Below are 21,124 nucleotides of genomic sequence, written 5' to 3' on the forward strand. Positions count from 1 at the left end.
CTGGCGGGGGCCGCGAGTTGCGCTACCCCATCTCGCCGCGGGCGTACAGGATTGCGGCAGCAGCAGCCAGCGGGGCCGTCTCCGTGCGCAGGATCCGCGGCCCCAGCGTGACGGGGATCGCACCGGCGGCCCGGGCCAGCGCCACCTCATCGGCCGTGAGTCCCCCCTCGGGGCCGATGAAGAGCGCGTAGGACAGCGCGTCCGGATGGGCCTCCAGTACCGCCTTCAGCGGCTCCCCGCCCTCCTCCCAGGGGACCAGGGCGAGATCGAACCCGGCGATGCCCGCCACCGCCTCCTTCCACGTCACCGGTGCGGACACGCGGGGCACGGCCCCCCGGCGCGACTGCTCCGCCGCCTCCCGCGCGATGCGCTGCCAGCGCTCGGTGCGGTCGGCGGCCTTCTTCGCGTCCAGCTTCACCACGCTGCGGGCCGCCGCGACGGGGATGAACTCGGCGATGCCCAACTCCGTGCCGTGCTGGATCACGAACTCCATCTTCTCCCCCTTGGCGAGCCCCTGGAAGAGCGCGATGCGGATGCGCGGCTCGCCCGTCGCCGGGCGGCTGCCCACCACGCGCCCGCAGGCCAGCCCGTCCTCCACCGCCTCGAGGACGCAGTCGTAGGCCACGCCCCCGGCGAGGGCGATGAACGGCGTGCCGGGCGCCGCGCGCATCACGCGCAGCAGGTGGTGGGAGTCCGCGCGGGAGAGGACGACGCGCCCGCTCTCCACCCGGTCCAGGAAGAAGCGGGTCGTCACGGCTTCATCGCCAGGATGGCCACCCAGCCGTCCTGCTCCCGGATGCCCACCGGCAGCAGCCAGGCCTCGGTCATCGCCGCGGCCACCGCGTCCCGCTTCTCGGCGATGATCCCCGAGGCCAGGAACCGGCCGCCGGGCTTCAGCCTGGCGTGGACGTCGGGCAGGATCTCCTGGATCACCGAGGCGATGATGTTGGCCACAATCAGGTCTGCCTCTTCCGCCTCCACCTGGTCCAGCGTCGCCCGCCGCACCTCGACGGGCGCCCCGTTGCGCCGGATGTTCTCCTCCGCCACCTGCACCGCCACCGGGTCGATGTCGACCGCGAGCACGGAGCCCGCGCCGAGTCGGTGGGCAGCGATGGCCAGGATGCCGGAGCCCGTGCCCACGTCGATCACGCGGCTGCCGGGCGTGACCAGCCGCTCCAGCCAACGCAGGCAGAGGGCGGTGGTGGCGTGCGTCCCGGTGCCGAAGGCCATGCCCGGATCCAGGTAGAGCGGCAGGTCGCCCGGCTGCAGGTCGTGCTGCTCCCAGGAGGGGATGACCACCAGCCGCTCGCCCAGGCGCAGCGGCTTGAAGTAGGCCTTCCAGTTGTTCGCCCAGTCCTCGTCCTCGACCCAGCGGAAGCGGGCGGGCTCGATGGCGCCCAGGCCCATGCCCCGGAGGCGGTCCAGCGCCGCCTCGAGGCGCAGCCGCTGCTGCTCCAGGTCGTCGGTCTCCGGCAGCCAGCCCGTCACCGTCACCCACTCGGGGTCCCCGGGCACCAGGTCCGTGATCTCCCAGTTGGGCCGGTTCTCCAGCACAGCCAGCGGGTCGTCGACGGCGTAGCCGCTGCCGCTCAGCTCCATCAGCAGGTTGCCCACCGCGTCGGCCGCCGCCCGGCGGCAGCGGATGGTCGTCTCCAGATAACGCAAGATCTGCTCCTCCTCGTTCAGTCCGCCGCCACCTGCCGCACCTCGTCGGGCAGCGCAAGCGGCTCGGACTCGGGGTACGTCCACTCCAGCCTGTACTGGAAGCTCGAGCCCCGCTGTGCCGGGCGCTCCACCAGGATGGAGAAGGCCAGGGGGCGCAGGCTCCGGGTGTCCACCCAGAGCCGGTAGGCCACCTGCTCGTCCGGCCCGGCCGGCGCCACCCGCATCACGGCGGGGTCCAGGTCCAGGGCGAAGACTGCGGCCTCCGCCCCGCCCAGCCGCTCCCGGCCCAGCAGCTCGGCCCCGCGCAGGCCCACCACCAGCGGCGCGGCCAGGTTGTCCGGCTGAAACGCCGCCACCTCGGCCACATCGTCGGCCGTCACCCGGAGCCAGCCCCCGCCGCGCACCTGCCGCACGAAGAGCCCGCCCTCCGCCAGGTAGTATTCGAAGGGCGTGCGGGCGGGGCCGCTGCCCACGTCGCCGGAGAGGTGCAACAGCAGCGGGTCGGCCTGGTACTGGCCCGACAGCCGGGTCGCCGGGAAGAAGCCGTCGGGAGAGGTACCCGTCAGCTCGGCCGTAAAGTCGTAGCGCGCCGCGGCCAGCAGGGCTCTTCCGGCCGCCTCCACCACCTGCTCGGGGGCGAGGCCCCGGGTGCGGTCGGTGAGTGTGTTGAAGGCCCAGGCGCCCAGCGCCGCCAGGAGGACCAGGAGCAGCGCGCCCAGCGCCCGGCGGGCGCGCCGGCGCCGCCTTGCGGCCGCCCACGCCTCGGGCGGCAGTGCAGGATCGAGTACCGGATCACGGCGGACCGACCAGGACACGGCTGCACCTCCAATGTCAACAGGGCCTCCCCCGCGCATGGGGGGAGGCCCGCTCCTTGCGCTAACGGCCACCCAGGGCATCCTTCATCTTCTCGAAGAACCCCTTCTCCTTGTGCTCGGCCATGCCGGAGACCCGCTCGCCGCGGAGGGCGGCCAACTCCATGAGCAGCGCTCGCTCCCGCTCGGAGAGGCGCCCCGGCGTCTTCACCCTGATCACCACGTGCTGGTCTCCCCGGCCCGAGCCCCGCAGGCGCTTGACGCCCTTGCCCTTCAGCCGGATTGTGTCGCCCGGCTGCGTGCCCTCGGGCACCCTGATGACCTCGGGCCCGTCCAGCGTCTGCACCTCGATCTCGGTGCCCAGGGCGGCCTGGATGAAGGAGATCTCGGCCTCGCTGTACAGGTCGTCGCCCTCGCGGCGGAACCGCCGGTCGGGCCTCACCCGCATCACGATATAGAGGTCGCCGGGGGCGCCGCCCCGCTCGCCGGCCTCGCCGTAACCGGGCATGCGCAGGCGCTGCCCGGTGTCCACGCCGCCCGGCACCCTCACCTCGACCCGCTTCGTCTTCTGCACGCGCCCGCGCCCGTGGCAGGCGGGGCAGGGCGACTCGATGATCTTGCCCTCGCCCCGGCAGCGGTCGCAGGTGCTGACGTTGACGAACCGGCCGAAGACGGTGTTCTGGGTAACCTGAATCTGCCCGGTGCCCTTGCACCTGGGGCACGTGACCGGGTTCGTGCCCGGCCGGGCTCCGGAGCCGCCGCAGGTGTCGCAGTCCTCGGTGCGGGGGACGCGCAGCTCCTTGGTGCAGCCGAAGGCGGCCTCTTCCAGGGTCAGCTCCAGCTCGTACTCCAGGTCCGCGCCGCGCACCGGCCCGCGTGCGGTCCGCTGCCGCCCGCCGCCGAAGAACATCTCGAAGATGTCGCCAAAGCCCCCGAAATCGCCCTGCCCGAAGCCGCCGAACCCCTCGAAGGGGTTGCCGCCCATGCCGCCCATCTGCTCCGCGGCGTGGCCAAACTGGTCGTAGCGGGCCCGCTTCTCGGGATCGGAGAGGGTCTGGTAGGCCTCGTTGATCTCCTTGAACTTCTCGGCGGCGTTGGGGTCGTCCTTGTTGGCGTCCGGGTGGTACTTGCGCGCGAGGGTGCGGAAGGCCTTCTTGATCTCGGCCTCGGTGGCGTTCCGGGGTACGCCCAGCACCTCGTAGTAGTCGCGTTTGGCCAGTCGGCCCACCCCCCTACTCCTTAGAAGTTACCACCAGGGCAGCGCCGGGGCAAGTGACAGGAGGGGGGCTCGAGCGGCCCCCCTCCCGAACCGCAGTCCAGTGCGGCCTACTTGTCCTCGTCCTTCACCTTGAAGTCGGCGTCCATGTGCTCGCCGCCGCCGGCCTCCTGGCCGGTCTGGGCGTTGGCGCCGGCCCCGGCGCCCGCCTTCTCGTAGATGGCCGCCGAGAGCTTGTAAACGGCCTCGGTCAGCTTCTCCGTGGCCTGCTTGATCGCCTGGGCGTCGGTGCCCTTGAGGGCCTCCTTCACCGGATCGATGGCGTTCTTCACGGCGTCCAGCAGCGACTGGTCGATGCCCTTGCCCTCGGACTCCTTGAGCATCTTCTCTGCATTGTACACCGCGGCGTCCGCATTGTTGCGGATCTCGGCCTCCTCGCGGCGCCGCTTGTCCTCGGCGGCCATCGCCTCGGCCTCCTTGATGGCCTTCTCGATCTCCTCCTTGGACATGGACGTCTGCGACTGGATGGTGATCTTCTGCTCCTTGCCGGTGCCCAGGTCCTTGGCCGAGACGTGCACGATGCCGTTGACGTCGATGTCGAAGGTGACCTCGATCTTGGGCACGCCGCGCGGCGCCGGCGGGATGCCGTCGAGGATGAACCGGCCCAGGGTCTTGTTGTAGGCGGCCATCTCGCGCTCGCCCTGCAGGACGTGGATCTCCACCTGAGTCTGGCCGTCCGCGGCGGTGGAGAAGATCTGGCTCTTCCGGGTCGGGATGGTGGTGTTCCGCTCGATCAGCTTGGTGAACACGCCGCCCAGGGTCTCAATGCCCAGGGAGAGCGGGGTGACGTCGAGCAGCAGGACGTCCTTCACGTCGCCCTTGATGACGCCGGCCTGGATGGCGGCGCCCATGGCGACGACCTCGTCCGGGTTGATGCCCTTGTACGGCTCCTTACCGAAGAAGCGGCGCACGGCCTCCTGCACGGCCGGGATGCGGGTGGAGCCGCCCACCAGCAGCACCTTGTCGATCTCGCCGGGCTCCACGCCCGCGTCCTTCAGGGCCTGGCGGGTGGGGCCCATCGTGGCCTCCACCAGGTCGGCCGTCAGCTCCTCGAACTTGGCCCGGGTGAGGGTCTCGTCCAGGTGGACCGGCCCCTCGCTGGTCATAGTGATGAAGGGCAGGTTGATGTTGGTGGTCGTCACGGAGGAGAGCTCGACCTTCGCCTTCTCGGCGGCCTCGCGCAGCCGCTGCAGCGCTTGCTTGTCCTTGCGGAGGTCGATGCCATGCTCCCGCTGGAAGCGGTCGGCGACGTAGTTCACGATGCGCTCGTCGAAGTCGTCGCCGCCCAGCTTGTTGTTGCCGGCCGTCGCGATGACCTGGAAAGTGCCGCCGCCGAGCTCGAGGATCGACACGTCGAACGTGCCGCCGCCCAGGTCGAAGACCAGGATCCGCTGGTCGTCGCCCTTGTCGAGGCCGTAGGCCAGCGCCGCCGCGGTCGGCTCGTTGATGATGCGCAGGACCTCGAGGCCGGCGATGGTGCCGGCGTCCTTGGTCGCCTGCCGCTGGGAGTCCGTGAAGTAGGCCGGCACGGTGATGACCGCCTGCGTGATCTTCTCGCCCAGCTTCGCCTCGGCGTCGGCCTTCAGCTTGGCCAGGATCATCGCCGAGATCTCCTGCGGCGTGTATGTCTTGTCGTCGATGCGGACCTTGTAGTCGCTGCCCATGTGCCGCTTGATCGAGATGATCGTGCGGTCGGGGTTGGTGATGGCCTGCCGCTTGGCCACCTTGCCGACCAGCCGCTCGCCGGTCTTGCTGAACGCCACCACCGACGGGGTGGTGCGGTCGCCCTCCGCGTTCTCCAGCACGGTGGGCTCGTTGCCATCCATCACGGCCACGACCGAGTTGGTCGTGCCGAGGTCAATGCCGATCACCTTGGCCATCTGCCGTAAAGCCTCCTTGTTCTGGTCTGCCCGCTAGCTGCGCCTGTTGACCTTGACCAGGCTCGCCCGGATCACCCTGTCGCCCAGCCGGTACCCCTTCTGGAACTCGGCCAGCACCACGCCGTCCTCCTGCTCCGGGTCCTCATCGGTCATCATGGCCTCGTGCAGGTTGGGGTCGAAGGGCTTGCCGACCGCCTCGATCGGGGTGACGCCCTCCTTCTCCAGAACGGCCCGGAACGCGCGCGCCGTGAGCTCGACGCCCTCGCGCAGCCGCTCGTCGCCAGGGGTGGGCGGTGTGGCCAGCGCTCTTTCAAGATTGTCCAGTACGGGCAGAAGGTTCAGGAGCAGCCGCTGGTTCCCGTAGACCGCCACTTCCTCCTTCTCCCGCTGCATGCGGCGCCGGTAGTTCTCAAAGTCGGCGTGCAGCCGGATGAGCCGTTCGGTCAGTTCGGCCACCTTCGCCTCGGCGGCCTGCGCTGCCTGGCTCTCCTGGTCAGCGGAGGCGGCCTCCGGTGCTTCGGCGGCCGGCTGGGCTGTCTCCGTCTGCTCCTGCTCCGGAGCGCCGTCCGGCGGCGGTTCTGGTGGCGTCTGATCCCGGGGGGTGTTCCTGGACTGCTCCTCCATCGATGCCGGTCACCTCTTCTCCTTGTTAGCACTCGGTCGAACCGAGTGCTAACGCATCCACAAATGAACATAGCACCCACCTGTACCCGTGTCAAGCCCCGCACAGGGCGCGGAAAAGCCCGGGGATGCGTTTCCCCGGGCGAATCGCCTCAGCCCCTCCTGGTCGCCTCATTGAGGTAGGCGGAGATGGAGTTCAACACGGAGACCACCCGCGCGTACTCCATGCGCTTGGGGCCGATCACGCCCATCTTGCCGATGATCTCGTCGCCCAGCCGGTAGGTGGCCGTGACGATGGAGCAGTCCGCCAGCTCGCGCACCCGGATCTCCTCGCCGATCTGGACCTCCACCCCGTCGGTCTCCTTCTCGGGCTGCAGCAGGTCGACGACCGACTCTTCGTGCTCCAGGAACGAGAGCAGGCCCTTCAGCCGGTTGACGTCGCGAAACTCGGGCTGGTCCAGCATGTGGGTGGTGCCGCCCAGGTAGAGCCGCCGGCGCTCCCCGGGCTCCATCCGCTGCTCGAGGAAGTAGAGCGCCTGCTCCAGCAGCGAGCCGTACCGGGAGAGTTCCCGCTGCAGCGCCTGGAGCGCCCCCCTGGAGAGCGACTCCACGCGCTGGCCCCGCAGCTGCTCGTTCAGGACCTCGGTCACCTGCTGAAACTCCAGAAGGGTGACCTCGTAGGGCATCTCCAGCACCTTGTTCTCGATCATGCCGCTGTCCGTAATGTAGACCAGCAGCGCCTTGTCACCGCTCAGCGGCACCAGGCGCAGCTCCTTGAAGACGGCCTTCTCGAACTGCGGGCCGGAGATCACCGCGGTGAGGTGGGTGGTATCGGAGAGAAGCCGGGCTGTCTCACGCACCAGGGTGTCGATCTCGTAGATCTTCCGCTCGAACGTGCGCCGGATGCGCTCCCGCTCGGCTTCGGTGATCGAGTACTCGGGCATGAGGCAGTCGACGTAGTAGCGGTAGCCCCGGTCGGACGGGATCCGGCCAGCCGAGGTGTGCGGCTGCTCCAGGTAGCCCAGTTCCTCCAGGTCAGACATCTCGTTGCGGATGGTGGCAGGACTGACTCCGAGGTTGTACTTGCGCGCAATCGTCCGTGATCCGACCGGCTCGGCGGTGGCAACGTAGTCTTCGATGATCGCCTGCAGCACCTTGTTCTTGCGGTCATCAATCACGGGGAGTCACCTCCGCTTGACCCCATAGGCCAAAAAGGCATTGACTGGTTAGCAGTCAACGCCTACGAGTGCTAACGCACCTAGCTTGAAAATAGCATCAGACGCCTCGAAAGTCAAGCCGCCCTAGGGCTCGCAGTGCGCGCAAAACGAGGGCCGGAGGCGCACAGCCCCGGCCCCTCGCCTGCTTGGGTTACTCCCACTCGATCGTGCCCGGGGGCTTTGAGGTCATGTCGTAGACCACCCGGTTGACCTGCGGCACCTCGTTGACGATGCGGTTGGAGATGCGCTCCAGCAGCTCCCACGGGAACCGGTAGAAGTCGGCCGTCATGCCGTCCTCCGAGGTAACTGCCCGCAGGACGATCGGGTAGGCGTAGGTCCGCTCGTCGCCCATCACACCCACGCTGCGCACGTCCGGCAGCACGGCGAACGCCTGCCAGATCTTGTCGTACAGCCCGGCCTTCCGGATCTCCTCGATGTAGATCGCGTCGGCCTCCCGCAGGATCGCCAGCTTGTCCGGCGTGACCTCGCCCAGCACCCGGATGCCCAGCCCCGGGCCCGGGAACGGGTGGCGGCCGACGATCTCCTCGGGCACGCCCAGGGTGCGGCCCACGGCGCGCACCTCATCCTTGAACAGCTCCCGGAAGGGCTCGATCAGCTGGAACTTCATCTCCTTCGGCAGCCCGCCCACGTTGTGGTGCGACTTGATCACCTGCGCGGTCCCGGTGCCCGACTCGATGACGTCTGGGTAGACGGTGCCCTGCACCAGGTAGTCGATCTGCCCCAGCTTGCGCGCCTCGTCCTGGAAGACGTAGATGAACTCGTTGCCGATGATCTTCCGCTTCTGCTCGGGATCGGTGACGCCCTTCAGCTTGCTGAGGAAGCGCTCGGAGGCGTCCACGTGCACCAGCTTGATGCGGAAGCGGTCCCGGAAGGTGCGGACCACCTGCTCCGCCTCGCCCTTGCGCAGCAGGCCGTGGTCGACGAACATGCAGGTCAGCTGGTCGCCGATCGCCTGGTGGACGAGCACCGCGGCCACGGAGGAGTCGACGCCGCCCGACAGGGCGCAGAGCACCTGGCCGTCACCCACCCGCCGGCGGATCGCCTCGACCTGGCTGGCGATGAAGGACTCCGTGGTCCAGTCGCCCTTGCATCCTACAATGTTAAAGAGGTAGTTCTTGATGATCTCCCGGCCCTGCAGCGTGTGCACCACCTCGGGGTGGAACTGCACGCCGTAGAAACGCCGGCCGTCGTCGCCGATGACGGCGACGGGCGTGTTCTCTGTCGAGCCCAGCACCCGGAAGCCCTGCGGCACCCTGACGACCGAGTCGAAGTGGCTCATCCAGACCTGGGTCTCGCCGCCGAGCCCGCGGAACAGCGGGTGCTCGCCGGGCGCCAGGCGGAGAACCGCCTTCCCGTACTCCCCGCGGTCGGGGCGCTCCACCGCGCCGCCCAGCTGCAGCGCCATCAGCTGCATGCCGTAGCAGATGCCGAGGACCGGGATGCCCAGCTCGTACACGGCCGGGTCGATGCGCGGGGCGCCCTCGCCGTAGACCGAAGCCGGCCCGCCGGAGAAGATGATCCCGCTGACGTTCGCCTCCCGGAAGCGGCTCGCCGGTGCGCTCGCAGGCCAGATCTCGCAGTAGACTTGCAGCTCGCGCACGCGGCGTGCGATCAGCTGTGAATACTGACCGCCGAAATCGACGACGACAATCAGATCACTATGGCGACTCATCCTGCCTCTCCTTCCGCAGCGCGGCGCACCTTACGACTCGTAGATCTCTGGCTTGAGGATGCAGATCTCGCGCAGGTTGCGGTACTTCTCCCGGAAATCGAGCCCCATCCCGACCACGAAGAAGTCGGGCACCTCGAAGCCACGGTAGTCCACGGTGACGGGAACCTTGCGGCGCGAGGGCTTGTCCAGCAGGGCGGCCACCTTGAGGGAAGCCGGGCCGCGCTGGGACAGGTAGTCCTTCAGGAACTTGATCGTCAGTCCGGTATCGACGATGTCCTCGACGATCAGCACATGCCGCCCCTCGAGGGTATAATCGAGGTCGAGCAGCACGCGGTGCACGCCGGTGGACTTCGTCGCAGCGCCGTAGGACGAGATGCGCATGAAGTCCAGCTCGGCCGGGATCGTGATCGCGCGGAACAGGTCGGAGCAGAACAGGGCAGCGCCCTTCAAGATGCCAACCACAACCAGGTCCTTGCCGGCGAAGTCGGCCGAGATCTGCGCGCCCAGCTCCGCGATCTTGGCCTTGATCTCCGCCTCCGAGATCAGTACACGTTCCACATCCTGCTGCACCGTTCCGGTCTCCTCTCCTGCCCTGAATTCGCCTGTTTTGGCAACAGTCTACCCATCCTGTCCGGAGGCGTCAAGGCCGCATCGGACCATATAAAAAGGGTTCGCCGCGCACGGCGGCGAACCCCTCGGGCGGCCTGTTGAACTCGAATCAGGCGAAGACCGTCTGGGCGGTCCGGCGGTGTGCGAAGAGCCGGCCGGATTCGTAGTCGTCCCAGAACGCCAGCAGACCGTCTGCGATGACTTCCGCCATGCCCACGGTCTGATCGAGGCCGGCGAACCAGATCATGAACGGGAAGTTGGCCGTACCGCCCATGATGTGCATCTGGCCCACCCGGGGCAGGCTCTTGCCCATGGCGGCACCGGGGCGCAGGGGCCCCCGGTTCAGCGTGATGCGGCCGGGGCGGCCCACCGCGGCGTCCACCGCGATGAGGTAGGGCAGCTTCTCCCGCCGCAGGGCGCCGGCCCAGGCCTCGAAGAGCCGGCCCCGCAGGTTGGTGGCGTGCACGGGGTTCTCCAGGTCGCCGACGTACTCCCCGGTGAAGCCCTTCCGCTTCAGGAACCAGCCGATGAACGGCCCCAGGGAGTCGCCGGTGGAGCTCGTGGCGCCCACCAGGAAGAAGACGGGCAGATACCGCTCCGGCTGCAGGAGCGAGCGGAACTGCAGGCCGAGCGCGGTCGCCAGCTGTTTCGCAGCCGTCGGTTCCCGGAAATGCACGTCCAGCACCGGTGAAGGCACGCCGTCGCGGGGCACCGGGCACTCCTCCTCTGTTCTGGTAATTCCGACTATAACAGGAGTTACCCGCACTGTCAATCGTTGGATATGGGGGATGGCATATGGATTTTCCCCTGCGCGTTCTCCAGCCGTTCCTCGGCGCCCGCATCGTGAAGACCGGCCTGGCTGTCTTCCTGACGCTCGTCCTGCTGCACCGGCTGGGCTCCAGCTACGCGACCTTCGGCGCTGTCGCCGCGGTGCTCGCCGTCCAGCCCGCCATCAGCAAGGCGCGGGAGACGTTCCGGCAGCAGCTGCTGGGCAACGCGGTGGCCGGCCTCGTGGCCACGCTGCTGGGCATGTGGCTGCCGGTGACCCCGCTCACGATGGCCCTCGGGGCGATCCTCGCCCTCGGCCTGCTGGTGCGCTTCCGCCTGACGGAGGCAGCGGGGCTGGCGGTCGTCGTCGTCCTCTTCGTGATGGACAGGCCCGAGCACGACTTCCTGCTGTACACGCTGGAACGCATGGGCATCATCGTGGTCGGCATGGCGGTGGGGTTCGTGGTCAACCGGCTGATCCGCCCGCCTGACGTGCTGGGGCGCGCCCGGGCCGAAATCGCCTCCGGGGAGCGGGCGGTCGACCAGTTCATGGAGCGGCTGCTGCTCAGCCTGGGCGCCCCGCAGGAGTACCAGAAGGAACAGATCAAGCGGGATGCGGCCAGGGCGCAGGAGCACCTGGCAGCCGCCCGGGCCGCGCTCGACCTGGGCGAATCCGATGTCCCGCCGGCGCAGGCGGCGGTGCTCAGGCAGGCGAACAGTTCACTGTTCGTCTTCGTCGAGGCGATCATGGACGTCCACAAGCTGGTGCTGGAGGCCGGCGGCCTGCCGCACGGTCCGGAGCGGGAACTGCTGACGGCGGTTCTCCGGTCGCTGCAGCGGTACCGGGCCTCCGTGCTGGGCCAGGCGCTGCACGGCGCCGCCGCCGACCCGGACGCCGCGCGCAGCTTCCATTCCGCCCTGGCCGCGTTCGGTCAACGGGTGGAGCGGCTGGTCGACCTGCGCGATCGCCGCGACTTCGGCCTGCAGTTGCATCTCGTACTGGCCGAGATCCGTCATATGGGATGGCGCGTCGACTCGCTGGCGCGCCTCTGCGGACAGGGATGACGGCAGGGGCCGCGAGGCACGGTCCTGCCGTCGTGATCCGCCCACCGGGCTACTGCACGAGGCCGTAGCCGGGATAGAAGCCGTAGGGGATGCCCACCATGCCGGGTGGGTACTGCTTGGCGAACCCCCCGCCCGGGGTCGGGCCCCAGCCGGGCATCTTGCCCTTGCCGAAGGGCATCCAGCCCTTGCCGAAGGGCTTGCCGCCCTTGCCGTAGAGCATGTCGCCCATGCCCGGGGACATGTCGCCCTTGCCGTAGGGCATGTCGTCCTTGCCGAAGGGCATCCAGCCCATGCCGGGCATCTTGCCCTTACCGGAGGGCATCCAGTCCATGCCGGGCATGCCGCCCTTGCCGAAGGGCATCCAGCCCATGCCGGGGCCCATTCCGCCCATGCCGGAGGGCATCCAGCCCATGCCGGGGCCCATTCCGCCCATGCCGGAGGGCATCCAGCCCATGCCGGGGCCCATTCCGCCCATGCCTGAGCCCATACCGGAGCCCATGCCGCCCATGCCGGAAGGCGTGCCGCACATGCCGCATTGCATGCCGCCGCCCTGATTCATGTCACCCGTTCCGCCCCGGGTGCCAGAGCCGCCTGCCCCGGGGGAAGAGGGGAATCCTACGGGTCCGTAAAACATCGACTTCACCCCCGTTCCTCAGGGTATGAGCCGGCGGCGCGAACAGTGCCGCACGGGCACGCCCGCAGGGCAGAGGCCTGTCCGGGTGGTAATACTGAAGGAGTTGTTCACACGCATGGCCGCCGTCACGCGCGACTTCACCGTCTCCACGTTTGTCGTCCACGAACAGAAGGTGCTGCTCCTCTGGCATCGCAAGCTGGCGATGTGGCTTCCCCCGGGCGGACACATCGAGCCCGGCGAACTGCCCGACGAGGCCGCCGTCCGCGAGGTGCGGGAGGAGGCCGGCCTCGAGGTCGTCCTCACCTCGCCGCCCGGGCTGCCCCCGGTTCCCGGCCCGCGCCAGCTGGCCCGGCCGGAGGGCATTCAGCTCGAGGAGATCGAGCCCGGCCACGAGCACATCGACCTCATCTACTTCGCCCGCCCGGCGGACCCGGCGGCGGTCAGGCCGGTGGCCAACGACGAGGTGGAGCGGGTGGGCTGGTACGGCCGCCCCGACCTGGACCGGATCCCGCTGACACCCGAGGTGCGCACCTGGGTGGAGAGGGCCCTGGCGGCCGCCGCAGAACGGGAGTGAACGCCGATGCGCAGAGTGCTCGTCCTGCTGGTTGCGCTGCTCGCGCTGACGGCCGGATGCGGGGGGGAGCTGACCACGGCAGAGGCCGCTGCGGCCAGCGCACAGCGGTTCATGGCGTCCCTCTCGGCGGGCGACTTCGCCGGGGTGTGGGGCGCGCTGACCAGCGAGGCCCGGGAGCGGATGGGGAGCAGCGCCGTGGCCGCGTACCTGCGTGAGACCGAGGTGGAGTACGACCGCGTCGGCGACGCGGTGGAGGTGGAGCCGGGGTTGATGCGCGTGCCCGTCGCCGGCCTGACGGTGACGGACCCCGGACGCACCGTGAAGTGGCCGGAGGCCTGGCTGACGCTCCGGCAGGAGGGCGATGGCTGGCTCGTGGCCTGGGCCGATCCCCTCTTCGACGCCGCCCTGAGCGCCTACCACAACACCGAGTACGTGGAGCAGCTGGATCTGGCCCGCGCCATCGTCGCCATCGACCCGTACCACTACCGGGGCCACCTGGAGATGCACTACGCCTTCCGCGGCCTCGGCCGGCTCCGGCAGGCCGAGCACGCGCTGCAGCTGGCGCAGGAGCGGGCGACGGCGGCGCAGAAGCCTGACGTGCTGGCCGCGTGGGCCCGCTTCAAGCTCGCGATCGGCGCGCCGGCCGACGCCCTGGGCTACGCCCAACAGGCGCTGGACCTCGCCAAGCCGTACTACCCCGGAACGTACTCCCCCGCCTGGTGGGCGGAGACCCTGGTGCTGAGCGGGCAGGCTGCCCTGGCGCTGGGGGACGGGGAGACTGCGGCCCTCTACGCGGAGGCGGCCGCCGCCGCAGACCCGAAAAATGCGGCGCTGGCCCTGTTCCGGCAGCAGTTGCCCGCATTGCCCGCGAATGAGCCATAGTACGAGGTGAGGGCCAGATGGACCCAAAGCTGCAGGCCTGCGGTGTGATCCTGGCCGGAGGCCGCTCGACCCGGATGGGCAGCAACAAGGCGCTCCTCGAGCTGGAGGGGGAACCGCTGGTGAGCCGCCTCGCACGCCGGTTCACTGGCTGGTTCGAGCAGGTCGTGATCGTCACGAACACCCCCGACGAGTACGCCTTCCTCCAGTTGCCGATGGTCGGCGACCGGATCCCCGGCCTGGGCCCGCTGGGCGGGCTCGAGGCCGGCCTGCGCGCGAGCCGGTTCGAGCACGCCTTCTTCTGCGCCGTGGACATGCCCTTCGTGGACGAGGCCCTGGTCCGCTTCATGGTGGGCGAGGCCCGGGGGTACGACATCGTCGTCCCCGCGGTGGACGGCGAGTTCGAGCCGATGCACGCCGTCTACGGCAAGGGCTGCCTTCCGTTCATCACCCGGAACCTGGATTCCCGGCGGCTGCGGCTGGTCTCCATCTTCGACGAGGTGCGCGTCCGGGTCGTCGAGGGCGAGGAACTGCTCCGCTTCGGCGACCCCGCTCGGCTCTTCTTCAACTGCAACACGCCGGCTGATTGGGAACAGGCCCGCCTGCGGGCGCGACAGGAAGGCTGATCCGCTATGCACAAGTCCAGGTCGCTTCTGATCTCCATGCTCTCGCTCGGGCTGCTGGCCGGTGCCTCACTCCTGCTGCCCCTCTACTTTCCGGGCATCGGGCAGCCGCTTCCGCCGCCCTTGACCAGTCTGGCAATCGCCGCGATCATCGGCCTCCTGGTGTGGCTGGCCCAGCCCTGGCGCGTGGCCATCCGCGGTGCGCGCGGCGACATCTCGATCTCCATGGCCATCGACGTGGCGGCCATGCTCCTGTACCACCCCTTCATCGCCGCGCTCGGTTCGGCGGTGGGCACCGCCAGCCACCACTTGTTCGGCCTGCCCTTCATCCGGCCGCGGACGTGGGAGAACCGGGTGGCCAGGGCCGCGGTACGCGGCGTGGTCACCTTCGCCGCCGTGGCCCTGGGCGGCTGGGCGGCGGAGATGCTCAGGCCGGCACCGGGGGACATCGTGTTCAGCCAGGACTGGCTGGCCATCTTCGTCGGCATCTCGATCCGGCTGCTCATCCGTATCGTGGGCTACCCACTGGGCATGGCGGCGCTGCGGAGGGACCCCGTCTGGGAGAGCCTGCGCAGGGAGTGGGAGCGCCTGCCACTCGTCCCCTTCCTCCTGACCACCACGCTGGGCGGGACGGCCGCGCTGATCTTCCAGTACCAGCCGCCGGCGATCGTGCTGCTGTTCGGCCCGCTGGCCGCCACCTGGGCGCTGTCACAGGAGTTCCGCCGGCTGAACGAGCTGCTGGACACGCTGGAGGACAAGGTCCAGGACCGGACGGCCCGCCTGGAGGAGACGGTCACCGCGCTGGAGCGGCGGCTGGCGGAGTCGGAGGCCCTGCACGCCGTGGACGAGGCGATCAGCACGGCGATCCACCCGGACGAGGTGCTCGCCGTCATCGCCCGGGAGTCGGTGCGGGTGACGGGCGGGTCGTCGGCGCTGGTGACGCTGCTGACGGCCGACAACCGCCAGTTCGTGCGGGCGACCAGCGGCGAGGGCATGGAGAAGTACATCGGGCTCGAACTGCCCATGCAGGGCAACCTGACGAGCCTGGTGCTGCAGACGGGCCTGCCCCACGTCTCGCGCAATCCGGAGCGGGACCCGCGCCTCAACCAAGACCTGGTGCGGGCGGGGCGGTGGCGGGACGTGATCGAGGCGCCGATCCGCACCAAGGACCGGACCCTGGGCGTGCTGGTTGTGGCCAGCCAGCAGCCGGACCGATTCGACGAACAGCACCTGCGGCTGCTGACGCTGCTCGCCAACCAGGCCGGCCGCCTGATCGAGAACTCCGAGCTGCACGCCAAGGCGCGGGAGGTCGCCGTGCTCGAGGAGCGCAACCGGCTGGCCCGCGAACTGCACGACTCGGTGACCCAGGTGCTGTTCGGCCTGACGCTGAACCTGGAGTCGGCGGCCAGCGTGCTCTCCCGCAACCCCGAGAAGGCGGCCTCGCTGGTGACCCGCTCGCAGGAGATGGCCGCCGAGGCGCTGGCCGAGATGCGGTCGCTGATCTTCGAGCTGCGGCCGGCGGCCCTCCAGGAGAAGGGGCTGGCGATGGCCCTCAGCAACCACGTCAACCTCTTCCGCCGCCGGCACGGCATCGACGTCTCGCTGACGCTGGAGGGCGACGAGCGGCTCCCGCCCGAGGTGGAGTTCGCCCTGTACCGGGTGGCGCAGGAGGCGCTGAACAACGTGGCCAAGCACGCCAGGGCGCAGCATGTGCGGGTGCGGCTGCAGCTTCAGCCCGACGAGGCCCGGCTGGAAGTGTGCGATGATGGCATCGGATTTGATCCGAACGCTGGCACGCGGGGCGGTTCGTTCGGTATGATCGGGATGAGGGAGCGGTTGAGCGAAGTAAAGGGTTTCCTTGAGGTCGAGTCTGCGCCAGGCCAGGGAACCTGCATCCGGGGCCGCATTCCCCTAGCTGCCGGAGGTGACGCCCGATGAACCCCATTCGAGTTCTGATCTGCGATGACCACTTCATGGTGCGACAGGGGCTCGCGACCTACTTCGGGCTGCAGGACGACTTCGAGGTCGTCGGCGAGGCCGCGGACGGCCGGAAGGCGGTCGAGATGGTGCGCCAGCTGAAGCCCGACGTCGTGCTGATGGACCTGATGATGCCCGAACTCGACGGCCTGAGCGCCCTGCGGGAGCTGAAGGGAACCGGGGCACGGGTAATCATCCTCACCTCGTTCCTGGATCTGGAGAAGGCGATGTCGTGCATCGAGGAGGGCGCGCTGGGGTTCCTGACGAAGGACATCGAGCCCGCCGACCTGGTCGATGCCATCCGCGCCGTCCACCGGGGCGAGCCGCGCCTGCACCCCGAGGTGATGAAGCGGCTGATGGTGCGGACGGCGCAGCCCCATCAGCCCCGCCGCCGGGAACTGCTCACCCCGCGGGAACTGGACGTGCTGCGCGCCCTGGCCCACGGCCTGACCAACCGCGAGATCGCCGAGAAGCTGGTGATCAGCGAGACCACGGTGAAGACGCACATCTCGTCGATCCTGAGCAAGCTGCAGCTGACCGACCGTACACAGGCGGCGCTGTGGGCGGTGCGGGAGAAGCTCGTGGACGAATAGTCCTCCTTCCCAGGGAGGAGATCCGCTTCATCCTCCCGCAGGCTATGAAAACCCACCCCCGGCAGGATGTGTAAGAACAGGGAACGGGGTATGCTCTAGACGTGGTCAGTCAATATCCCCTTCCCCCATGTGAGAGACCCGGGACGCCGTGCGGGAGGCGTCCCGGGTCTCTTTCTAAGTGGGGAGGGGGCTCTCGCCCCCTCCCCACCCCCTCCCCGCGCTAATGGTTACCTGGTCGGCCCCGTCGCAGGCGGATAAACCGCCCGCTCCGGGTAGGCAGGTCGGGGACATGCGCTTTACGTTTTCGATAGAACCGCAGCCGCCCTCCCCACCCCCGCCCCGCGCTAATTGTTACCTGGTCGGCCCCGTCGCGGGCAGATAAACCGCCCGCTCCGGGTAGGCGGGTTGGTGCCATGCGGCTGACGCTTCAGGGGGCGGAGCCCCCCTCCCTCCCCTCCCCCTGGCAGTTGTTACGCTTCTGGCACGGTGCCGGCCGGCCAAGCCGGCCGGACACCGTGAAGCGGGGTCAGGGGCATGCGGTTAGAACGGCAGACCGCCAGGGCGATGCCCGGGTGCAGGCCAGGTGTATCAACCGCATCATCCGCATGCCGTCAGCCACCAGTGCTGTCGTCTTCTACGAAAAGCCCATGGTCCTCGGCGAGAGGGCTCTTGCGGCTTTTGTCCTGGAAGTATGGAGGCAGGTGAATGGGAAGTGGGTGCTCATCCGGGAGACGGTCGAGCACCTGTAACTGCCCACTGGGGTATCGGGCGCCGGCCGCCGCGGCTAGGTTCGACGAGTTTCCACGTCCGTTCACGACCAGGTGGGAACATGTCGCTGTCAGCGGCCGGCCCCTACTACTTTAACAGTCTTCTCCAGACAGGCGCCCCTTGCGGCCGCGCGGCGGCCGCAGGGGGCGTCTCCTCGACTGTTCCTCCATTTTGCGTGCGTCCCGCGCCGGTTCGCGGTGCAGCCCCGATCGCCCGTACCAGGCAGGGCGAGATCCTGAACCTGCGGCTGACGACCAACGCACTCCTCATCGTCCAGGCCGACCGCGTGGTGGCCGTTCCCTACGGCCCCCGCCCGTGAACACTCGTCGCTGAAGACCGCTCACCATCGGGTGGGCGGTTTTTCTGTGGCCCCGCAGACGGCTGCATATTCCGATAGACACAACAAATCAGTCTACGCTTGCATTTTTCGCTAACTCCGTATTAGCATTGTAGCGCGTCATAGTCCGGTCGGAGAGGTGGCGGTAGCTGTACATGATTAAGATGGAAAAAGTCAATAAACATTTCGGTCCCCTCCACGTGCTGGTCGACGTCGACCTCACCGTCAAGCCCGGCGAGAAGCTCGTCGTCATCGGTCCTTCCGGCTCCGGGAAGTCCACCCTCATCCGCTGCATGAACCTCCTGGAGCGGCCCTCCAGCGGCCGGGTCGTCGTGGACGGCGTCGACATCACGGCACCGGGCGCCCCGCTCACCAAGGTGCGGCAGTCGGTGGCGATGGTGTTCCAGCAGTTCAACCTCTATCCGCACAAGACCGTGCTGGAGAACGTCACCATGGCGCCGATCCTGGTGAAGGGCGTGCCCAAGGAGGCGGCCGAGGCATCCGGCCTGGCGTACCTGGAGCGGGTAGGGCTCAAGCACAAGGCCGGCGCCTACCCCTCCCAGCTGTCGGGCGGACAGCAGCAGCGGGTGGCCATCGCCCGCGCCCTCAACATGCACCCGAAGATCATGCTGTTCGACGAGCCCACCTCCGCCCTGGACCCGGAGATGGTCCAGGAGGTGCTGGACGTGATGGTCGGCCTCTCCCAGGAGGGGATCACCATGGTGGTGGTGACCCACGAGATGGGGTTCGCGCGCGAGGTCGCCGACCGGGTCATCTTCATGGACAGCGGGCAGATCCTCGAGGAGGGTCCGCCCGAGCACTTCTTCGAGGCGCCGACCCACGAGCGGACTAAGCTGTTCCTCAGCCGCATTCTGCGCTGAGACAGATAGAACAAAGACAGAGGGGAGTATCGGGATGAAGCGCAAGTGGGGTGTTGTGCTCGCAGCGATTCTCTGCGCAGCCGTTCTCGCGGGCTGCGGGGGGGTATCCAAGGCACCGGCCGGCGGCGGTTCCGGGGACGGTGCCTCCAGCCTCCCGGCGCAGGTCCAGAAGATCAAGGACGCCGGCGTCCTGAGGGTGGGCGTGAAGGAGGACGTGCCGAAGTTCGGCTACCTGGACCCCGCCAAGAACGTCCATGAGGGCATGGAGATCGACCTCGCGAAGCGCATCGCGAAGGAGATCTTCGGCGACGAGAGCAAGGTGCAGTTCACCGGCGTCAACGCCAAGACCCGCGGTCCTGCCCTGGACAACGGCGAGATCGACATGGTGATCGCGACGTTCACGATCACCGAGGAGCGGAAGAAGAGCTGGAACTTCTCCGACCCGTACTTCACCGACAACGTGGGCTTCCTCGTCCTGGCCAACAGCGGGATCACGTCCTGGAAGGACCTCGACGGCAAGACCATCGGCGTGGCGCAGTCCGCCTCCACCCGGGCGGCGCTGACCGAGCAGGCGGAGAAGGATGGCATCACCGTCAACTTCATGGAGTTCGCCACCTACCCGGAGATCAAGGCGGCGCTTGACTCCGGCCGGATCGACGCCTTCTCGGTGGACCAGTCGATCCTCTGGGGCTACAAGGACGACAAGAACGTGATGCTGCCCGACAAGTTCGCACCTCAGGATTACGGCATCGCGACCAAGAAGTCCAACACCGAGCTGGCCGAGTTCGTCAACAACATCATCAAGGAGATGAAGGCCTCCGGTGAGATGGACCAGCTGTACGAGAAGTGGGGGCTGAAGTAGCCAGTGGATCGCTTTGCCGCATTCAAGTGGCAGGCGCTCTTTCGAGACTGGCACATCCTCCTCGAGGGTCTGGGCCGGACCGCCTCCACGGCGGGGCTGGCCCTCCTCCTCGCTCTGGCGCTGGGCGTGCTGTTCGGTGTCCTCGCCACCGCCCCTTGGAGGAGCGGCCGGGCTGTGAGCCGCCTGTATGTAAACCTGATCCAGAACACGCCGCTCGTGACCCAGGTGTTCTTCCTCTACTACCTCCTGCCCCACTTTGACATCATGCTGCCCACCCCCGTGGTGGGCGTGCTGGGACTCGGCGTCTACCACGGCGCCTACGTGACCGAAGTGGTGCGGGCCGGCATTCAGGCGATTCACAGGGGGCAGCTGGAGGCCGCACTGTCGCAGGGCTTCTCCTACGTGCAGGCCATGCGCTACGTCATCCTGCCCCAGGCGGCGCAGATCGTGCTGCCGCCCATGACCAACCAAGCCGTGGCGCTGATCAAGAACTCGTCCATCCTGGCCATGATCTCCGGCGGGGACCTCATGTTCCAGGCTGACTCCTGGTCGGCCTCCACCGGCTACTACGGCCCGGCCTACCTCACGGTCTGGGCGATCTACTTCGCCATCTGCTTCCCGCTGGCCCAGCTGGCCCGGCGGTGGGAGGAGCGGGTGCGGCTCAGCCGCGGCGGGGAGGTGACAGCCGCATGATGGAGGAGCTCGCGGTCCTCGCCCAGTGGCACAACGTCCGGTTCATGGCCGAGGGCCTCCTGATCACCCTGCGCATCAGCTTCTTCACCATCGTCTTCTCCTTCATCCTCGGAACTCTGCTCGGCGTGATGCGGTACAGCGGCCACCGGCTGCTGGCGTCGCTTGCGGCCGTCTACATCGAGAGCTTCCGCGCCTCGCCGCTCATCCTCCTCATCCTCCTCTTCCGCTTCACCATGCCGCTGAAGCCCGTCAACTCCGGCACGCTGGCGATGACGCTCTTCACCGCGGCCATCGTGGGCGAGATCGTACGGGGCGGCCTGAACTCGGTGGACAAGGGGCAGTGGGAGGCCGCCCGGTCGCAGGGGTTCACCTGGTGGCAGACGATGCGTCACATCGTGCTGCCCCAGGCGCTGCGCAAGATGATCCCGCCGCTGACGGGCCAGTTCATCACGGTGGTGAAGGACACCTCGTACGTGTGGGTGGTCGGCGTGCAGGAGCTGACCGGCAAGGGCGTCATCATCCTGGGCCAGCACGGCTCCACAGTCCAGTTCTTCGCCATCTTCGGCATGATCGGCCTGATCTACTACATCCTCTGTCTGGGCCTGAACCGGCTGGGGCTCTGGCAGGAGCGGCGCATGTCGTGGCTGACCATGTAGACTCGCGAAAACGGCTGCACACGGGGTGCAGCCGTTTTCCT

General features: G+C 68.4%; 22 protein-coding genes. 11 read left to right on the plus strand and 11 right to left on the minus strand.

Annotated elements, in window-relative coordinates; all coding sequences use genetic code 11:
* Window positions 1-22 precede the first annotated feature (22 nt).
* The 10 genes from J2Z79_RS03645 to J2Z79_RS03690 all read right to left on the minus strand — a co-directional run bounded on the left by J2Z79_RS03645 (window position 23) and on the right by J2Z79_RS03690 (window position 10,485).
* The gene (locus tag J2Z79_RS03645) at window positions 23-754 is read right to left on the minus strand and encodes an RsmE family RNA methyltransferase (RefSeq protein WP_209465500.1); all 732 of its coding nucleotides are present in this window, start codon (window positions 752-754) and stop codon (window positions 23-25) included.
* Window positions 751-1,665 (minus strand): 50S ribosomal protein L11 methyltransferase, encoded by a 915-nt coding sequence (gene prmA, locus J2Z79_RS03650; RefSeq protein WP_209465501.1) that lies wholly within the window; start codon window positions 1,663-1,665, stop codon window positions 751-753. The genes J2Z79_RS03645 and prmA overlap by 4 nt, the downstream gene beginning before the upstream one ends.
* Window positions 1,666-1,682: 17 nt before the next feature.
* Entirely contained in the window at window positions 1,683-2,480 is a 798-nt protein-coding gene (locus J2Z79_RS03655; RefSeq protein WP_209465502.1) for a hypothetical protein, read from the minus strand.
* A 61-nt stretch (window positions 2,481-2,541) separates the two neighbouring features.
* Entirely contained in the window at window positions 2,542-3,696 is a 1,155-nt protein-coding gene (gene dnaJ / locus J2Z79_RS03660; protein WP_209465584.1) for a molecular chaperone DnaJ, read from the minus strand.
* A 107-nt stretch (window positions 3,697-3,803) separates the two neighbouring features.
* Complete coding sequence (gene dnaK, locus J2Z79_RS03665; RefSeq protein ID WP_209465503.1) at window positions 3,804-5,633, minus strand: molecular chaperone DnaK; 1,830 nt, start codon at window positions 5,631-5,633, stop codon at window positions 3,804-3,806.
* Between the two features lie 33 nt (window positions 5,634-5,666).
* The gene (gene grpE, locus J2Z79_RS03670) at window positions 5,667-6,257 is read right to left on the minus strand and encodes a nucleotide exchange factor GrpE (RefSeq protein WP_209465504.1); all 591 of its coding nucleotides are present in this window, start codon (window positions 6,255-6,257) and stop codon (window positions 5,667-5,669) included.
* A gap of 149 nt (window positions 6,258-6,406) precedes the next feature.
* Entirely contained in the window at window positions 6,407-7,432 is a 1,026-nt protein-coding gene (gene hrcA, locus J2Z79_RS03675; RefSeq protein WP_209465505.1) for a heat-inducible transcriptional repressor HrcA, read from the minus strand.
* A 190-nt stretch (window positions 7,433-7,622) separates the two neighbouring features.
* Entirely contained in the window at window positions 7,623-9,164 is a 1,542-nt protein-coding gene (guaA, locus tag J2Z79_RS03680; protein ID WP_209465506.1) for a glutamine-hydrolyzing GMP synthase, read from the minus strand.
* Window positions 9,165-9,194: 30 nt separating this feature from the next.
* The gene (gene hpt, locus J2Z79_RS03685) at window positions 9,195-9,734 is read right to left on the minus strand and encodes a hypoxanthine phosphoribosyltransferase (RefSeq protein ID WP_209465507.1); all 540 of its coding nucleotides are present in this window, start codon (window positions 9,732-9,734) and stop codon (window positions 9,195-9,197) included.
* Between the two features lie 148 nt (window positions 9,735-9,882).
* Window positions 9,883-10,485 carry a DUF1256 domain-containing protein gene (locus J2Z79_RS03690; RefSeq protein WP_209465508.1) on the minus strand — a complete coding sequence of 201 codons (603 nt, stop codon included), beginning with the start codon at window positions 10,483-10,485 and terminating at the stop codon, window positions 9,883-9,885.
* A gap of 83 nt (window positions 10,486-10,568) precedes the next feature.
* On the opposite strand from J2Z79_RS03690, the gene J2Z79_RS03695 reads away from it, so the two are divergent.
* The gene (locus tag J2Z79_RS03695) at window positions 10,569-11,606 is read left to right on the plus strand and encodes an FUSC family protein (protein WP_209465509.1); all 1,038 of its coding nucleotides are present in this window, start codon (window positions 10,569-10,571) and stop codon (window positions 11,604-11,606) included.
* 49 nt (window positions 11,607-11,655) lie between these two features.
* Here the strand turns inward: J2Z79_RS03695 and J2Z79_RS03700 are convergent, their stop codons facing one another.
* Complete coding sequence (locus tag J2Z79_RS03700) at window positions 11,656-12,165, minus strand: hypothetical protein (RefSeq protein ID WP_209465510.1); 510 nt, start codon at window positions 12,163-12,165, stop codon at window positions 11,656-11,658.
* 190 nt (window positions 12,166-12,355) lie between these two features.
* Between J2Z79_RS03700 and J2Z79_RS03705 the strand changes: the two genes are divergently transcribed.
* From J2Z79_RS03705 to J2Z79_RS03750, 10 genes are all read left to right on the plus strand, one after another.
* Entirely contained in the window at window positions 12,356-12,814 is a 459-nt protein-coding gene (locus tag J2Z79_RS03705; RefSeq protein WP_245302051.1) for an NUDIX hydrolase, read from the plus strand.
* Between the two features lie 6 nt (window positions 12,815-12,820).
* Entirely contained in the window at window positions 12,821-13,696 is an 876-nt protein-coding gene (locus J2Z79_RS03710) for a hypothetical protein (RefSeq protein WP_209465512.1), read from the plus strand.
* Between the two features lie 17 nt (window positions 13,697-13,713).
* Window positions 13,714-14,319 (plus strand): molybdenum cofactor guanylyltransferase, encoded by a 606-nt coding sequence (mobA, locus tag J2Z79_RS03715; protein ID WP_209465513.1) that lies wholly within the window; start codon window positions 13,714-13,716, stop codon window positions 14,317-14,319.
* Window positions 14,320-14,325: 6 nt separating this feature from the next.
* Complete coding sequence (locus J2Z79_RS03720) at window positions 14,326-16,254, plus strand: GAF domain-containing sensor histidine kinase (RefSeq protein WP_209465514.1); 1,929 nt, start codon at window positions 14,326-14,328, stop codon at window positions 16,252-16,254.
* Window positions 16,251-16,886: a response regulator gene (locus J2Z79_RS03725; protein ID WP_209465515.1), complete on the plus strand. Its 636-nt coding sequence runs from the start codon at window positions 16,251-16,253 to the stop codon at window positions 16,884-16,886. Before J2Z79_RS03720 ends, J2Z79_RS03725 begins: the two co-directional genes overlap by 4 nt.
* Window positions 16,887-17,715: 829 nt before the next feature.
* Window positions 17,716-17,973 carry a hypothetical protein gene (locus tag J2Z79_RS03730; protein ID WP_209465516.1) on the plus strand — a complete coding sequence of 86 codons (258 nt, stop codon included), beginning with the start codon at window positions 17,716-17,718 and terminating at the stop codon, window positions 17,971-17,973.
* A gap of 173 nt (window positions 17,974-18,146) precedes the next feature.
* Complete coding sequence (locus tag J2Z79_RS03735) at window positions 18,147-18,872, plus strand: amino acid ABC transporter ATP-binding protein (protein ID WP_209465517.1); 726 nt, start codon at window positions 18,147-18,149, stop codon at window positions 18,870-18,872.
* Window positions 18,873-18,906: 34 nt separating this feature from the next.
* Entirely contained in the window at window positions 18,907-19,734 is an 828-nt protein-coding gene (locus J2Z79_RS03740; RefSeq protein ID WP_209465518.1) for a transporter substrate-binding domain-containing protein, read from the plus strand.
* Window positions 19,735-19,737: 3 nt separating this feature from the next.
* Entirely contained in the window at window positions 19,738-20,427 is a 690-nt protein-coding gene (locus tag J2Z79_RS03745) for an amino acid ABC transporter permease (RefSeq protein ID WP_209465519.1), read from the plus strand.
* Window positions 20,424-21,083 (plus strand): amino acid ABC transporter permease, encoded by a 660-nt coding sequence (locus J2Z79_RS03750; RefSeq protein WP_209465520.1) that lies wholly within the window; start codon window positions 20,424-20,426, stop codon window positions 21,081-21,083. Before J2Z79_RS03745 ends, J2Z79_RS03750 begins: the two co-directional genes overlap by 4 nt.
* Window positions 21,084-21,124 lie beyond the last annotated feature (41 nt).

Origin of the sequence: Symbiobacterium terraclitae, assembly GCF_017874315.1 — a bacterium.
In the GTDB taxonomy this organism is placed as follows: Bacteria; Bacillota; Sulfobacillia; order Symbiobacteriales; family Symbiobacteriaceae; genus Symbiobacterium; species Symbiobacterium terraclitae.

Coding starts and splice junctions, on each gene's coding strand:
- dnaK (WP_209465503.1), bottom strand. CDS start 5,633: ATGGCCAAGGTGATCGGCATTGACCTCGGCACGACCAACTCGGTCGTG.
- grpE (WP_209465504.1), bottom strand. CDS start 6,257: ATGGAGGAGCAGTCCAGGAACACCCCCCGGGATCAGACGCCACCAGAA.
- guaA (WP_209465506.1), bottom strand. CDS start 9,164: ATGAGTCGCCATAGTGATCTGATTGTCGTCGTCGATTTCGGCGGTCAG.
- J2Z79_RS03695 (WP_209465509.1), top strand. CDS start 10,569: ATGGATTTTCCCCTGCGCGTTCTCCAGCCGTTCCTCGGCGCCCGCATC.
- J2Z79_RS03700 (WP_209465510.1), bottom strand. CDS start 12,165: ATGAATCAGGGCGGCGGCATGCAATGCGGCATGTGCGGCACGCCTTCC.
- J2Z79_RS03705 (WP_245302051.1), top strand. CDS start 12,356: ATGGCCGCCGTCACGCGCGACTTCACCGTCTCCACGTTTGTCGTCCAC.
- J2Z79_RS03710 (WP_209465512.1), top strand. CDS start 12,821: ATGCGCAGAGTGCTCGTCCTGCTGGTTGCGCTGCTCGCGCTGACGGCC.
- mobA (WP_209465513.1), top strand. CDS start 13,714: ATGGACCCAAAGCTGCAGGCCTGCGGTGTGATCCTGGCCGGAGGCCGC.
- J2Z79_RS03720 (WP_209465514.1), top strand. CDS start 14,326: ATGCACAAGTCCAGGTCGCTTCTGATCTCCATGCTCTCGCTCGGGCTG.
- J2Z79_RS03725 (WP_209465515.1), top strand. CDS start 16,251: ATGAACCCCATTCGAGTTCTGATCTGCGATGACCACTTCATGGTGCGA.
- J2Z79_RS03730 (WP_209465516.1), top strand. CDS start 17,716: ATGTCGCTGTCAGCGGCCGGCCCCTACTACTTTAACAGTCTTCTCCAG.
- J2Z79_RS03735 (WP_209465517.1), top strand. CDS start 18,147: ATGATTAAGATGGAAAAAGTCAATAAACATTTCGGTCCCCTCCACGTG.
- J2Z79_RS03740 (WP_209465518.1), top strand. CDS start 18,907: ATGAAGCGCAAGTGGGGTGTTGTGCTCGCAGCGATTCTCTGCGCAGCC.
- J2Z79_RS03750 (WP_209465520.1), top strand. CDS start 20,424: ATGATGGAGGAGCTCGCGGTCCTCGCCCAGTGGCACAACGTCCGGTTC.